Source organism: Sphingomonas sp. CCH5-D11 (assembly GCF_001557395.1).
In the GTDB taxonomy this organism is placed as follows: Bacteria; Pseudomonadota; Alphaproteobacteria; order Sphingomonadales; family Sphingomonadaceae; genus Sphingomonas.
Genome location: NZ_LSKH01000144.1, coordinates 1 through 14,175, shown reverse-complemented (window position 1 = coordinate 14,175; position 14,175 = coordinate 1). Strand labels below are relative to the sequence as shown.

15 protein-coding genes and 1 pseudogene are annotated in these 14,175 nt (G+C 67.2%); 2 read left to right on the top strand and 14 right to left on the bottom strand.

The genetic code is table 11. The features are described 5' to 3' along the window. Positions 1–13: 13 nt before the first annotated feature. The 5 genes from AX702_RS09190 to AX702_RS09170 are packed head-to-tail and all read right to left on the bottom strand — an operon-like array spanning position 14 to position 3,925. On the bottom strand, positions 14–199 hold the full coding sequence (locus tag AX702_RS09190) for a hypothetical protein (RefSeq protein WP_024310655.1): 186 nt from the start codon (positions 197–199) through the stop codon (positions 14–16). Continuing rightward, positions 196–1,470 carry a hypothetical protein gene (locus AX702_RS09185; RefSeq protein WP_082746161.1) on the bottom strand — a complete coding sequence of 425 codons (1,275 nt, stop codon included), beginning with the start codon at positions 1,468–1,470 and terminating at the stop codon, positions 196–198. Before AX702_RS09185 ends, AX702_RS09190 begins: the two co-directional genes overlap by 4 nt. Next, positions 1,467–2,672, bottom strand: coding sequence for a helicase HerA domain-containing protein (locus tag AX702_RS09180; protein WP_010408937.1), 1,206 nt, complete (start codon positions 2,670–2,672; stop codon positions 1,467–1,469). The genes AX702_RS09185 and AX702_RS09180 overlap by 4 nt, the downstream gene beginning before the upstream one ends. 16 nt (positions 2,673–2,688) lie before the next feature. Further along, positions 2,689–3,243, bottom strand: a complete 555-nt coding sequence (locus AX702_RS09175; protein ID WP_066778712.1) for a hypothetical protein — start codon at positions 3,241–3,243, stop codon at positions 2,689–2,691. A gap of 13 nt (positions 3,244–3,256) precedes the next feature. After that, positions 3,257–3,925 carry a DUF7007 domain-containing protein gene (locus AX702_RS09170; protein WP_035386547.1) on the bottom strand — a complete coding sequence of 223 codons (669 nt, stop codon included), beginning with the start codon at positions 3,923–3,925 and terminating at the stop codon, positions 3,257–3,259. Between the two features lie 173 nt (positions 3,926–4,098). Here AX702_RS09170 and AX702_RS09165 point away from each other — a divergent pair, with 173 nt between their 5' ends. Next, a complete protein-coding gene (locus tag AX702_RS09165; RefSeq protein WP_066778711.1) occupies positions 4,099–4,281 on the top strand; it encodes a CsbD family protein in 183 nt (60 codons plus the stop codon). Between the two features lie 452 nt (positions 4,282–4,733). On the opposite strand, the gene AX702_RS09155 is transcribed toward AX702_RS09165, so the two are convergent. Continuing rightward, positions 4,734–6,041 carry a hypothetical protein gene (locus AX702_RS09155; protein ID WP_035386545.1) on the bottom strand — a complete coding sequence of 436 codons (1,308 nt, stop codon included), beginning with the start codon at positions 6,039–6,041 and terminating at the stop codon, positions 4,734–4,736. Positions 6,042–6,116: 75 nt separating this feature from the next. On the opposite strand from AX702_RS09155, the gene AX702_RS09150 reads away from it, so the two are divergent. Next, positions 6,117–6,641 carry a hypothetical protein gene (locus AX702_RS09150; RefSeq protein ID WP_016510268.1) on the top strand — a complete coding sequence of 175 codons (525 nt, stop codon included), beginning with the start codon at positions 6,117–6,119 and terminating at the stop codon, positions 6,639–6,641. Positions 6,642–6,704: 63 nt separating this feature from the next. Here AX702_RS09150 and AX702_RS09145 read toward each other — a convergent pair whose 3' ends face one another. The 8 genes and pseudogenes from AX702_RS09145 to AX702_RS09110 form a co-directional block, all read right to left on the bottom strand. Then, positions 6,705–7,223: a thermonuclease family protein gene (locus AX702_RS09145; protein WP_010408925.1), complete on the bottom strand. Its 519-nt coding sequence runs from the start codon at positions 7,221–7,223 to the stop codon at positions 6,705–6,707. Further along, positions 7,220–7,465, bottom strand: coding sequence for a hypothetical protein (locus AX702_RS09140; protein WP_081643423.1), 246 nt, complete (start codon positions 7,463–7,465; stop codon positions 7,220–7,222). Before AX702_RS09140 ends, AX702_RS09145 begins: the two co-directional genes overlap by 4 nt. Further along, positions 7,462–8,085, bottom strand: coding sequence for a DUF6927 domain-containing protein (locus tag AX702_RS09135; RefSeq protein WP_010408917.1), 624 nt, complete (start codon positions 8,083–8,085; stop codon positions 7,462–7,464). The genes AX702_RS09140 and AX702_RS09135 overlap by 4 nt, the downstream gene beginning before the upstream one ends. A gap of 37 nt (positions 8,086–8,122) precedes the next feature. Continuing rightward, positions 8,123–8,767, bottom strand: coding sequence for a hypothetical protein (locus tag AX702_RS09130; protein ID WP_010408914.1), 645 nt, complete (start codon positions 8,765–8,767; stop codon positions 8,123–8,125). A 51-nt stretch (positions 8,768–8,818) separates the two neighbouring features. Continuing rightward, positions 8,819–9,418, bottom strand: a complete 600-nt coding sequence (locus AX702_RS09125) for a hypothetical protein (protein WP_231731796.1) — start codon at positions 9,416–9,418, stop codon at positions 8,819–8,821. A 15-nt stretch (positions 9,419–9,433) separates the two neighbouring features. Beyond that, complete coding sequence (locus AX702_RS09120) at positions 9,434–10,372, bottom strand: ArdC family protein (protein WP_037447385.1); 939 nt, start codon at positions 10,370–10,372, stop codon at positions 9,434–9,436. Positions 10,373–10,497: 125 nt separating this feature from the next. Then, positions 10,498–12,546: a ParB/RepB/Spo0J family partition protein gene (locus tag AX702_RS09115; protein WP_037447387.1), complete on the bottom strand. Its 2,049-nt coding sequence runs from the start codon at positions 12,544–12,546 to the stop codon at positions 10,498–10,500. 164 nt (positions 12,547–12,710) lie between these two features. Then, a pseudogene (locus AX702_RS09110) lies at positions 12,711–14,129 on the bottom strand (strawberry notch C-terminal domain-containing protein); the annotation flags it as partial. Between the last annotated feature and the right edge of the window lie 46 nt (positions 14,130–14,175).

Sequence of the window (14,175 nt, the reverse complement as noted above, 5' to 3'; positions counted from 1 at the left end):
GGCCGAGCCCTGGTCAGCCTGCCTTGCCGTCGCGGAACGCGCCGACCACGGTGCCCGCGTCCCAGTGACCGCTGAGGATACCGCGACGCGGGACCGAGTTGATCGCATAGCGCCGCGCCGCGAGGAGGCGGGCACGCCGGGTGTCGCGGTCGATCGGCGCGCCGGTTGCGATATCGCGGGCGAGGCGAAGCGGCGTCATGGCTTTTCCTCATCGATTGTGCCGGGGATGGCAACATGGTCGGTGACGCCCGTTCCCGAAGGATCGAGCGCGATAATTTCGGCGAGCGTCCAGGGGGCTGCGCGGCGCGGGCGACGCGAGAAGCGAAGCTCGTGCTTTTCGGCATATTTGTGGACCGCTGGATATTTGCGGCCGATCGCTGCCGCAACATCAGGCAGCGCGACGCCGAAGTCGTGCGCGATGCGCAGCGCCCGGATCTCCTCTTCGGTCCATTTCCGGTGATAGCCGTGGACAAGGCCGAGGATGTTCGCGCGCGTGAACAGCGAAGCCTTGGTGCGACCCATTTTCGTCGCCAGGGCGTCCATCGGCATCGTGCCGTAAAGGTCGCGCAGCCTTTCCAGATCATTGTCGCTCCACACCGGCCCGCCCCGGAACCCGTCGCGGTTGGCATGTGTGCCGCGCAACCCGAGATAGTCGGCGCGCCAGCGGATAGAGCATTTCGTGCGGCCGAGCCTGGTCGTGAGCAGGGTCAGGCTTGCCCCGTCGGCATAGGCGCGGATGAGCAGTGTGTCTTCGTCAGGGGTCCAGTTGCGGCCCCATCCCCGGCCATAGCCGAGCTTGCGCAGGTGCGGCCCGAAGCCAGCCTTGGTCCTGCGCGGAAAGCCCTCTGTGGCGAGAATGTCGATGATCGCGATATAACGAAGCCCCTCCCCGGCCAGCGTCAGCGCCCGCGTCGCCTCGGCCTCGGTCCAGTCAGCGGGCTTGTTGGGATGGCGCAAACCGAGCGCGTTGGCACGGGTCGCGGTGCCGGACAGCGGGCGTCCGATCAGCGTGGCGATCTGTGTGATCGGGATCGCCTGCGCGTAGCCGGCGCGTAGCTGGGCATCCTCCCAGTCGCTCCATTTTGGAGGATTTCCTTCGGTCAGCCCGAGCACGCCCGCGCGGGCATAGACGCTGGTGCAGGCGCGGCCGAGATCTCCAGCGAGATCGGCCGTGGGGCGAAGGCCATATTCGCGGGTGAGCCATGCGTCTTCGTCGGTCGACCACGGACGCGACGAATTGCGGCGCAGGCCCAGTTTGGCGATCTTGTCGCGCACGCCGGCGCGGCCGCGACCGAGCGCGGCGACGATGTCGTCGATCGCAGCGTCGTCGCAGAACATGCGTTCGACCGTGGCGATCTCGTCGGGGGTCCAGGCATCGTGCCGGAACGGCATCTCGCGCAGGCGCCCGCACGGCTCGGGCAGCTTCGGACACGCGACCAGCTCGACGATATCGGGCGCGAGGTCGGTCACAGCGACACCACGGCGACGTCGCTCAGCCGCGCGCGCAGCCGTGCATGCAGGCGGGCGATGCGGTCGTCGCCCTTGGGCATGGTGTCGACCGCGGCGATCGCCGACAGGAGGTTGAGCGCGCGGTCGGTGCGCTCGGCGTCGAGCGACAGGTGCCGTGCGAGGTCGCGCGCGGTGCTGGCGTTGGGGGAGATGCGCTTCAGCGCGTCCATGATCGCGGCCGCGTCGGTCGCAGCGGGATCGAGCAGGAACGCGTCGAGCGCGCGCGTGCCCTTGAGGGCGATGGCGGGGCCGTGGTCCGCGACCTCGGCCAGGCCCGCGAGATCGAGCAGCTTCGCCGCCTCGTCGGCATCGACGGACGCGGCGGCACGCAGTTCCGGGGTCTTGCCGAGATGTTCGGTGATGGTGGGATCGATATGCGCCAGCACCGGGGTTGCCGACAGCGCCGGACCCATCGCGAAGAAATCGCCGGGGGCGAGGTTGCGCAGCAGGTCGGCGTCACGCGCGGGAAAGCCGAGCAGGTCGGCCGCGCGCGCGATGTCGCGGTCGAAGACGTTGAGCCCGACCAGCACGTTCTGCAGCTCGGACACGACCGAGGTGGAGAGCTTCGCGAGGCGCTGGGTGGCGATGACGGGGGCGAGACCGCGCTTGCGGCCGCGCGCGCACAGGTCGGTCAGGGTGGCGACGCCGAGCCGGCGGGCATCGGCATCGAGCGCGGAACCGGCGACATGCGGTGCGAGCAGATGGCCCTCGTCGATGCACACCAGCATGGTATGCGCCCAGTCCTCGCGCGGTGCGCCGACCAGGCCGGCAAAGAACGCGGCTGCCTTGATGATCCGCTGGTCGGGATCGAGGTCGGTGAGGTCGATGTGCATCGACAGCCGATGTCGCCGGCTGCGCGTCGCCGCGGCCGTCAGCCCGTCGGCGGTGAGTTCGACCGCGCGGATCGTGGTCGCGCCGATATGGCGGGCGAGGTTCTCGAATTCCCCCTCGGGGTCGACGATCGCAAGCGTCGTATAGTCGAACGCCTCCTCGATGATCCGGCGCAAGGTCCTGCTCTTGCCCGCCCCGGAGCTGCCCTGGATGAGCAGGCGTCCGGCAAGCAGGCGATCGAGGTCGAGGCTGAGCGTGCCGGTCGAATGATGGCCGAGCGGTACGCGATTGTCCGCGGCCTCGGGCGCGCGAATCGGGGTGACACAGGTCATGGCGTGGTCCTCCGGGTCAGGCGGCGTCGGCATCAGGGGGCGCCGGATCGTTGGCTGGGATGGCGGGAGCGTCGGGATCGGGAGCGGGCGCACCATCGAGCGTCCGCCATTCGAGCATGTCGTCGCTTTCGCGCTCGCAGTCCTGGCAGGTGGTGGAATCGTAGGTGCTGAGCAGCACCCAGGCCTGTTCGGGCTCATCCCAGGCCGCGACGGCGTCCTTGGTGACGTTGTCGCTGCCGCAGTCGTCGCACACCGGCTTGACCCGGGAGGCGGCAGGCGAGCACAAGCGATCCCCGGTGCAGATCGACCAGTCACCGTAGAATTTGCCGTCGTAGGGCAAGCAGTCGCCGGCGAGCTGAATGGCGTGTTCGCCGTAGCCGTCGTGGAAATGAATTTCCGAATTCGGGAAGAACTTTTCCAGGACCGCCTTCGCGCTGCGGATCTTCACCTCGCTGCCATAGGTGGTGTGGACATAGTCGAGCGGTCCGATCGCGGGGCCTTCGCAGCCCCAGTCTTCGACGTCCTCGTCGGGCGTGGCGCGGCCGTGGAACAGATAGAGATAGACGCTCATCGTGGCGGTCCTTTCAGGCGCTGGGGAGGAGGTGCGCGAGCGCGCTCGCGTCGACCTGTTTGGAGATCGGGGCGGTGCTTTCGACGCGGACCGCGTCGAGGCTCTCGAACGTCTCGGGCATCTGGCGGCGTTCGTAACGGTCCTTGTCGACGAGACCGTGGATCGGCGCGCCCTCGTGGCGCGCGAAGCCGAGCGCATCGACGCTGACGACACGGCGGAAGACGCAGCCGACCTTGCCCTCGGGCACCCAGTCCGCCCAGGAACCCGACGCCGAGACGCTCTCGTACTGGCCGATGATCACCTGATAGGCGGCGCGGCGGCGGACGACGTGGCTGTCGTGGATCGACACTTCCTCGCCGGTCAGCGCGGTCCAGCGGTCGGGATGCCAGCAGCGCACCGAACGGCGCGCGTTCTCGACCTGCAGGGCGATGCCCGGAATGGGCAGGCGGCGAAACTCGCTGCCGAAGGCGTAGAGCACCAGCGCGTAATCGACGTCTTCCTCATAGTAAGGATCGTCGCGGCGCAGCGCCTCGGGCATCGCGGCCTGGCGTTCGTCCGACAGGACATATCCGCCATGACTGGGTGTCGATACGCGCCAGATGCCGGGCAGGACCTGGTCAGCGCGGTCGGGTGCGTCCCAGGGTGTCGTCTCAGGGCGTGGGCTGGGCTGGAACCGGGTCATCTGTCGTCTCCCTCAATGGATTCGACAGATTCCCTCTCTCTCTCCTCCCCCTCGGCAGACCGGGATGATGGCGGCAGGCAGGGTCGTTCATGGTGCAGCCGTGACTGGCCGCACGGATCGCGCTCACGCGCAAAGTGTTCTCAGTCCTGATATTTCACGACAGGAGATCGATCATGGGTGAAGCAACCGACAAGCTGAAGGCGGCAGGCAACAAGCTGGCCGGCAACGTCAAGGAAAGCATCGGCAAGGCGACCGATAACGCCAGTCTCGAAGCCGAGGGCAAGGCGCAGAAGGTCAAGGGCGCCGTTCAGGACGTCAAGGGATCGGTCAAGGGCGCGCTCGGCGACGATATCTGACCCCCCCGACCTTCGATGACACGATCGGGCCGCTTCGGGCAACCGGGGCGGCCTTTTCCTTGCGCGCCGGGAATCCGGGATTTCGAGCGCCACCTTTGAAGATCGACTTGAGGCTGCGCGGGCGCTCGGCTAGCCGTGCCGCGACCACGGTCATCCAGATCGCATCGCACCCCGTGGACGGCCTCGCGCCGCGCGCCTGATTGCAGCGCAGATGCTTCAGCAGGCCGTTCGACAGCGATCGCCGTCCACCCGCGCTGCGCAGCGTGACATGGTCGAACGTCGGGTAATCGGGATGATGGCGGGCGAGGCGCCGCGGGCTCGGCAGGGGCATCCCGCATCCGGCGCACAGCGACGACTGCGCCCAGCGCAGGATCCGCCGCTGGTTTCTGGCTTGGGTGGTCGATGCCATGATGCGAGAATGGTGGCCCTGGATTAAATTCCTGCCAACGACGTCATCCGATGTGCAGCTGGTCAAGCACGGCGGTTTCGAGACTGTCGCCTTCGAGATCCTCGGCATGGATCGTCACGACGGGGGCGATCTCGCGAAGTTTCTCGACCTGGCGCAGCTTCAGCCCGAGCGCATCGGCGTCGTCGCCGGTGACGACCTCGAGCGCCGCCTCGATCACCTCGCCGGTGGTGAAATCACGCAGGTCGAGAAGGAGGTCTGGACGCATCTCGCCGATCGACGTCGCGATATCGAACAGGAGCCGCTTGAACCCGACGCCGATGCCGCGCCGGCGAAGCCGGTACTGGAGATCGAGCAGGCCGACGATCGTCTTGCGTTCGGCGAGATTGTGGATCGCGACGAAATTGGCGGGGCGCGCGATCGGCTGCGCATAGGCGCGCAGGCACGCATAGCCCTCGCGCGGGTTGTGCTCGCCGACGACGGCCAGGACCAGATACGGCGGTCCGATGTGGCGCTGGTGGACGCCGATGTGGCGGATGCGGTTCTTGACGATCAACTCGCGCCCTTCGGCAAGCGTGATGGTCGAGCCGGAGACGTCGATCGCATACAGGAGGAGGAAGGCCTGCGGCGCGTGCTCGCTCGGCCATTTCTTCGCCGCCTCGCGCAGTTTCGCGAATACGATGCCGCGTTCGTAGGGGTCGATGTGGGTGTAGAGATGGCGCGCGAGCGGGATACCCGGTGCGATCTGGACCCGTTCGGCCGCGGCGCGCATCGCCGCGAATTCGCTCGCCATCGACGTGGTGCGCGGCTCGCCGACCTCAAGCGGCTCGACGACGTTGACCTGCGCCATTTCCATCAGCTGCCACAGCAGCCGCGCGAGGCGCGGGATCGCGACGCCGCGGGTGCGATCGTCGGGTTCGCTGTCGTCGGGCAGCTGCGCCAGTTTCTCGGGGGCGAGCCGGTGCGCCGAGAACAGCCCGTCCGGCTCGTTGATCGTGCGCGGGGTGGCGGTCGCTTTCTCGCGGATGCGGGGCGGTGCCTGCTCGCGGAAGAAGGGGCAGTCGACGTCATGCTCGGGGCGACGCTGGCGGATACTGGTAAGGCGTCGCAGGTAATAGGTTTCGGCTTCGGAGAGATAGGCCGGCGAGAGTAGCGGCGGGTCCGTCCCCTCCCCCAGGCAGTCGCAGGCGATCCACTGGTGATGGTCGCGTGCCTTGACCACCATGATGACCGACGCGCGGTGATCGCTGTCCTCGCCTTCGCCGGTATACCAGCGCACCAGCGCCTCGCGCACCACGTCGGGGACGGGCGAGCGGGAGGTTAGACCCCGGGTATCGCGCGGGACGAGCCACATGGTGGTGATGCTACTCCATAATGCTTGCCTTGTCGCCTTTGTTCACGTTACGTTCAATGAACAAAGGAGCTGGCCATGAAGCGTTCGGAATTTATCGGAGAGTTCGACCTCGACGCGGTGCTCACCGAATTGTCGGTCGATCTGGATATTCGCGTCACCCGGCGCATGCTCGCCGGAGCGTGCATCGGCAGCAATCCGGAGGATGCGTATCTCTCGGCGCGCGAGTTGCGGGAATCGCTCGAATGGATTCATGAGGGCGAGAACGAGGGCAAGGTCAAGCTGACCACGATCCTCAGCACCGCGTGCGACGATTTCCAGCGGTGCCTCTATTATTGCGTCGCCGGCAAGGGCGTCGTGACCATGCTCGACGATCTCGTCTGGCTGGAGAAGCTGCTGGAGGCGCGCGGTCGCATCGCCGGGCACATCTACCGCAACAAGCTGCCGGTGAAGCCGCTGGTCAACCCGTATGTCGCGGCCGAGCCGGACGGTCCGCTGGGCCGGTTCGACCCGGCGTTCGCGATCGGCGCGTCCTGGTCGCATGACCCGGGACCCGATTACGATTCCGACGATCGTGGCCCCGGTCCGAAGCTCAAGGGCTGACGACAAAAGAAAAGGCGGTTCGGCAAGGGAGCATGCCGGACCGCCTCTTCCAAGGGGGGGATATCAATAACGCGCCTCGCACGCGAGGCGTTCCCCGCGCCGCCAGCGCGCCGGATCGATGAATTCCCCCGCATAGGCACCGCGACCCGCTGACCGGGCCTGTTCTGCCGCGGCGACATAGCGCGCGGCGCGTTGCGGATCGCCGCGCAGATATTGCGTCGCCGGCACCGCCAGACCCTGCAAAATGAGTTGCTCGCCCAGGTCGTAGCCGTCGACCGTCACGATGGCGATCGGGCGGCCATAGCTGCTCGCGCCGGTCATGCGGATCGTGGCGACACCGCTCTTGAGGATACGCGAGGCGGAATCCTGAGCAAACTTGCCGCATGGATAGCAGGCACCGTCCTTCGAGCACATCTGCTTGCGCTCGAAGGCGTCGGCCCCCGACAGGCGGAAATCGACCGAAACCGTGTCGCCGTCGATCGCCCGCCCCTCGCCGGTGATCGTCGCACCGTCGTGGCCCTGGGGTGCCCCTGCCCCGCAGGCGGCGAGCGCGGCGATGCCGAGGAGCAGCGCGCCCCTCATGCGTAGCGCAATTCGACTTCGACGTTCGGCCCGTCGACGATGACCGGGAGGACGCGGAAGGGTTGCAGCGGATCGCCGGTGCGCACGATCGAGATCTGGCGTGCGCCGGCATCGAACATCCGCATGGCGACGCGCTGGGCATGGGCGCGGCTGCAGAGCTGCGACCGCTTCGGGCTGGGTGTGACGGGCGGATACGGGGCGGACATGGCGATGATCCTGACGTGGGGGATGTCGGCGATCAACCGAACACCGTCTTGTGGACGCGAGTTTCGGGCTTGGGCGGCACGAGTGTCCACGCCCATTTGCGAAGGTTACCGATCCGATATTTCGGGTAGCTGTTGCCGGGGATCGCGAGCGAGATCTTGCGGCCGCGCTTGTGGACGATGAACTCGTCTCCCTCATAGCCGTCAACGAAGGTGACCTTGCTCGGCAAGCGGATGTGCATGCCGTGTTCGAGCGGGCGTACCGGGGTCGCGAGCCGCTCGAGGCAGCGTCGGCGCCAGTCGAGCGCACCGGGATCGTCGGTATCGCCGAGCAGCGAGAGGATGCGCTCGGGGCATTCGGCCTCGCAAGGCCCGGCGTGTTCGGTCATATCCTTGTAGGCGAACACGAATCCGTCCTTGGCCCGCGGATTCCAGCTGACCAGGCAGACGGCCGCGAAGGCGGGTTCGTCGGTGCCGTCGGTCGACGGCACCACGGCCGCGTACCAGACCTTGTTGCGCAGGCAGGAAGAGGCGATGACGCGCAGCGCCTTGCCCTTCCCGTCGGCATCGCGGTTGTCGTAGGTGAATTGCGCGTCGAGATAGGCTTTGGGGCCTGTGTGCGGGAACATCGACGACAGCGGCATGCTTAGCCAGCCCATGATGGCGGTCCTTTCGCGTGTGTGGACGGGTGATCGATCAGCCGAACAGGCTGACCGGCTCGGCGACCGGCGGTGTGAGCCGCAATTCCTTGCGCAGCCGCACGGCGAACCGCTCGGGCGCGAGCAGGTCGCGGATCGAGGCGTAGCAGTCGCGCTCCCCGAGGTGATCGTGACGACCGCTGACGCGGCGGTAGATGACCTCGCGGTCGGCCATGGTGCCGTGGAGCGATAGCTGCATCCACAGCTCCTCGCCGTGGAGGGTGATCTCGCCGGACCGGGAGGCGTGGCTGCGGTTCGAGCGAAGGTCGTAGTGCGCGGGGTCGAGCCCCAGCGTTTCGGCGAGCCGGCGCAGCGCCTTGCGTCCGTCGCTGTGGAAGCGATCCTTGGCGGCCGCATCGTGCGCGACGCCGCGCACCGCGAGCGTCAGCAGCGCCGGGTGCTGTCGCAGCTCGGCGATACGGTCCATGCAGCGCCGCTTGAGGAGCGCGTCTTCGGACTGCCGCGCGGTGACGCTTGCGAGATGGCGGGCGAGCAGGATGACCGCGGGATCGGTCTCGAAGGCGATGCCGGCGTTGCGGCAGTCGTCGATCGCGCGGGTGATGGCGTGAAGGCTTGCTCCAATCGTGACCAGCGCGCTCGGGTCGAGCGCCTGCTGGTGGCGGAAGGCGACATCGTAGGGCATGAGCGATCTCCCGAGCGCCTCACGCGCTCAGAAATTCGCTCCCCCTCCCCTTCACGATAACCAGTTACGTAATTGCTCCGGTATTTCAGGATCGATGTCCTCGCCCGGTTGCATAGGCCGCAGACCCTGCTCCGCATCGACCGCGGCCTGCAGATGACAGGCGGCAACGGTCGCTCCGTCGTCGGTCGCGTCATAAAGCGCGAGCGCCTCGTCGAGCGCGGCGTCATCGCCGTTGACCATGCGCGCCGACGGGGTGAGGCGTTGCACGCCGGCGAACACGATGGCGGGTGTCCTGCCCTTGAGCCGATAGCAGAACACCTGGTCGCCCTCGATCGTCACCAGCTTCGTCCGGCATTGCCGGCGCAGCCGCTTCGCCTCCTCGATCCGGGTGATGAGCGCCGCCACCTCGAACTCGAGGCAGTGCGGCATGACGCTGTCGCCGAGCCGCGAGACGGGACGGTTGGCGGCGAGCCAGGCATCGACCGCCTGTTCGGTGACGCTGCCGACGGCATGGTAATCGTCCGCGGCGCCATGCCCGCGGTTCGACGCGAGGAAGGCGCGCTGCCCATCGATCCAGATCTCGGCCGAGTAGCAAGTCGTTTCCTCGGACAAAGCGTCGACCACCTTCAGCTTGCGCAACTCGATGTGCATGGTGAGATCTCCGGGTCATGCCGCGAGGGCTTCGGGTTGGTCGACCTCGGCCGCGCCACCCACGGCGGCGTTGTGGAGCCAGGTCACCGCCTGCTCGGCTTTCGCCGCGGCCTTGATGATCGCGCTCGAATCGCCCTTCAGGATTTTCAGCCAATGGTCGACGTAGCTGGCGTGATTGTCGTGCAGCTCGCCGGGCAGATTGAGGTCGGCGCACACCAGACACTGGCCGATGCAGGCGACCAGCTCCTCGAACGCATAGGCGTTGTCGCCGAACTTCTTGCCGAACTCGCGGTTGAGGCGCTGCGGCGCGCCCGAATAATGGACATATTCGTGCGCGAGCGTGCTGGCGTAATGATCGTCCGAGCGAAACGCGCCGCGCTGCGGTAGCTGGATATAGTCGCCGATCGGCGAATAGAATGCCTGATCGCCGCCATGCCGCACGGTCGCCGGCAGGCCTCCGAAGAAGGCATCGATCGCGGCGCGGTGCCGGCTCTCGATGCGCGGTTCGGGCGGTGCGGGCACCGGATAATAATACGCCGGGAGACCGTCGATCTGATCGACGTTGAACACCGTGTACGAGCGCAGGAACCGGATATTCTTCGTCGCCGCCTCGCCGGTGACGCGGTCCGCCTCGGTTTTCGAGAAGGTCGAATAATAGACGCTGTGCGCGCCATGCTCGCCGCGCCGTACCTGTCCGCCCAACTCGGTCGCCTGTCGGTAGGTCATCCAGTTGCGGCCAGAGAACCCCTGGGCGTCGCCGATCGCCCAGAGATAGAGCGCGTTGATGCCGGTGTAGGGCGTGCCGCAATGCCGCAGCGGTCGCCCCCCTGCCCCGGTCAGTCCCCAGGGGCGCGACCAGGGCAGGACGCCGGCTTCAAGCTTGGCGATTATGAGGTTGGTGATCTCGGCCGCGACATCGCGGCGTGGCGCAGTCGATTTGCGGTGAAAGGTCATGGGAAAGCTCCCTCGATGCGCGGGCCACGCGTGACGGTCCGCGGGTAAAAAGAAGGCGGCCGCCCCGGTGAGGGACAGCCGCCAAGGTGTGCCCGGGAGACGAACGGGCCGGGGGTATCGGGGGGCTATTCGGCCGCGATCAGCGCCTCGTCGCTGTCGATCCCGGCATCGTCGGCACCGAGATCATCGGTGTCGCCGTAGTCGTCGTCGTCGAAGCCCTCATCGCCGGGCTCGTCGTCGATTGCCTCGTCGGCACCGGCGACCGACACGAGATCGAACCGCATCGCGTCGGGCACCCAGGCCAGCGCCGCGTCCTTGGTCTCCGCCTCGGTGATCGCTTCGCCGGCGAACAGCTTCTCGCAGCTGGTCGAGATCTCGCCCTTCTTCGAGGCCATGTAGCGGGCCGCGAGCGGCGCGCCCCCGACGTTGGTGAGCAGCGCCAGCAGCGTACCCTTCGACACGCGGTCGAAGAAGTTCGCCGAGGTAGGGCGCCACCATTTGGCGGGTTCGATCTCGAGGATCGAGGCGAGCCGCGCATGGAGCGGGTTGGTGGTGACCGAGCTGTAATCGGGCTTGGCCTCGAGCGAGGTCGCCACCACGACCGCGAGCCAGGCCGCCTTGGCGTCGTCGCTGAGCGCGCGGAACGCCTCGAACCGCTCGACCGGGTTCGACCCTTCCGTCCACGACGTGTCGAGACCCTCGCGGGCTTCGGCGATCGCGACCTGCGCCTGCGTGGCGGGCTGATCCTTGGGCATCTGCGGGTCCTGCGGACGCCCTGCCCGAACCGTCGTCCCGTAGCGGCCGTAGCCGTGGCTGGGGTCGGCGAGGCAGAACAGCATATAGTCGAGCGCGAGCCCCGGATCACCGAGGATCGAGGCGGCGAGGATGTCGCGGCGCTGGACCGCCAGTTCGTCATGGAGCCGCGCGCTGAGCGGCTTGCCGCCAGGAGCGACCGCCTCGGGCGGCAGGTCGGCGGTGCGACGCGACGACGGCGACGACGGCAGCGGCCGATCGTCCCCGGGCAGGCGGATCGGCGTTTCGCTGTAATAGGTCGTGTCGAGCGTCATCTTGCCGTCGCGGCCGAGCGTCAGGAAGACGCCGACCTGGCCCTTGACCTCGTCGGTCAGCTCGGGCGCCTTGTCGTGGATCGCCTGATATTCCTCGCGCAGCCGATCCGATTCCGCATCGAGCGCGGCATAGGTGTCGTCATCGATACCCTCGTCCTCCATATCGCTCTCGATGACCTGCACGCGCTCCTCGATCTTGTCGCAGCGCGTCTGTTCCTCGTCCGTCAGCGGCGCTGCCGGCAGCGTCACGCGGTGGAGGTCGGACGTGATGCCGTAGAGGCTGGTCGTGGCGACGGGGCGCACCCATGCGACGCCCAGTTCCTCGCCGAGCCGCTTGGCCTCGGCCTCCATCAGCGAGGCAGCGAGCGTCTGCGCGAGTTCCGGGTCGGTCCAGCGGTCACCGTCCTCGCTGAACAGTTCGCGCTCGATGCGGCCGCCCGCGGCGACATAGGCATCGGCACCGACCAGGATCGCGATCGGATCCGTCGCCTTCATCGTGTCGTTGGCGATCGCGCGACGGATCTGGTCGGCGTTGACGTAGGACGAGTGACCATACTGCTCGAACACGCGCTCCTGCTTGGCCTTGTCGGCCGTCGAGCCGTAGGCCTTGGCCATCTCGTAGGAGATCTTGCCCGCGGCCAGGGCTTCGAAGATCGGTTCGGCAAGATCGGCGAGGCGCAGCCGTCCCTCGATGAAGCGGCGGGTCTGGCCAAACCGTTTGGCGACCGCGTCGACGTCACCGTCGGTCTTGAGGAAGTGCTGGAACGCGACGCATTCCTCGGCGACGGTCATCTGCTCGCGCTGGAAATTCTCGGTCAGCGACACCTCGCGCAGGTCCGCCTCGTCGCCGGTGATGATCTTGACCGGCACGTCATAGTCGGCGGCAACGATCTCGCCGGCTTCGGCCAGCATCATCGCACCGAGATAGCGGCGATCGCCGGCGATTATCTCGAACATGCCCTTCGGGCGGGCGGCGGTCACCAGCAGGTTCTGCATGATGCCGCGAGCGCGGATGCTGGCGGCCATCGCCTCGATATTCTTGGGCGGGGTGGTGCGCACGTTCTTCTCGGAACGCTTCAGCTTCGCGAGTTTGACGGTCTGGGTCATCTATCGTCTCCATGAGCGGGAAAGTGTCCGGTGCACGGGTGTTTCCCCCGACCCGGACACCCTCCCCGCTCCTTCTCCCCTCTCGTTTCCCGCTTGGGCGGGAGGGCGACTGGGGCTCGCCGACAAGCGGCTACCTTGCTGCTAGCTGGCTGTTATCGTGCCGGTCAGGCCATCAGCTTTGCGAGAACCGCATCGGCCGTCTCGACGGGGATGAAGACGCGCGTCTTGTAGGCGATGATCTCTGTGAAGCAGCCGATCGACTTGAGCCACGCGAGCTGGTCGGCCGGTGCGCCGCTGATCTCGATGCGCGGCTTGGCGTTGACGCGTACGCGCTTCACCTCGCACACGAACGGTCGCCGGATCGTGACCGTCCCGCCCTCCATCGCGGCGCGCGCGACCTCGGCCGGGCTGAGCACGTCGTTGCTGTCGAGGCCCATCTTCGAGAACAGCGCCGGCACGTCGCCCGGGAACACCATGCGCCCGAGCCAGGAGCGACCCTCGGCATCGACCACGCGGTTGACCACGAGATGGTCGCTCGGCAGCGCCGACCAGATCGGCAGCAGAAGGCCGGTCGCGAGCCGGATCGTCTCGACGTCGAGCTTGCCGCGGATCTCGTCGACCTCGGCCGACCATTCCGCCTCGAACCGTGCGCGGCTGCATTCCTCCCAGGTCGTCTCGTAGAGATCGTCGAGTGCGAGATATTCGTGCCGGGTCGGACGCATCAGTTCGATGCGCGACACCGCCACCCCGTCCTCGGTCAGCCAGGAGCGCGCGTTGGTGCGCAGCGCGACCTTGCCCGACTTGCCGTTGCGCACGAACACGGCGGTCTGGTCGGTATCGGCGATGCGCAGCACGCGCTCGAGCGACATGGGGTTGCGGCGCCGGGTCACCTCGATCGTCAGCAGGTGCGAGGTCGCCTTGCTGACCGGGTCGGTGCGCAGGATCGTATCGTCGAGCACGGTCGCGGTCTCGACCGTCATCGTCTCGACGCCGACATCGAGTGTCCCCGCCTCGCGCGCGGCCGCGACCCGTGCCTCGACCAGCGCCAGGAATTCGTCAAAGATGCAGTTCTGGAGCCCGATCGGCAGCGCCAGCAACCGGTTGAGCCAGCGCTGGATGGGCGGGAGATCCTCCTTCAACACGCCGTCGGTATCGAGCAGTTCCAGGCCGGTGCGATGCTGGAAATCGGTGAGGTTGGTGCTGGTCAGCTTCCCCGCGACGAGCAGGTGATACCAGCTGATGAGCGCCGCCTTGGCGTAGTCGCTTTCGAGATTATCGGCCGGGTCGAACAGATTCTGCCCCCCGGTCTGGCGCTGGCCGCGCGTCAGAGCGCCGAGGCTGTCTAGACGCCGCGCGATGGTCGAGGTGAACCTGAGTTCGCCCTTGCAGTCGGTCGTGACGGGCCGGAACAGGGGCGAGCAGGCCTGATGCGTGCGGTGGGTACGTCCCAGGCCCTGGATCGCGCGATCGGCCCTCCAGCCCGGCTCCAGGAGCAGATGCGCGCGTTGCTGCTGGTTCTTCGCATCGAGGCTGGCATGATAAGACCGCCCGGTCCCGCCGGCGTCGGAGAAGACTGTCCGCCGTCAGCACCAATGGCACAGATTTGAGGTTGTGATTTAAGGAGGATCT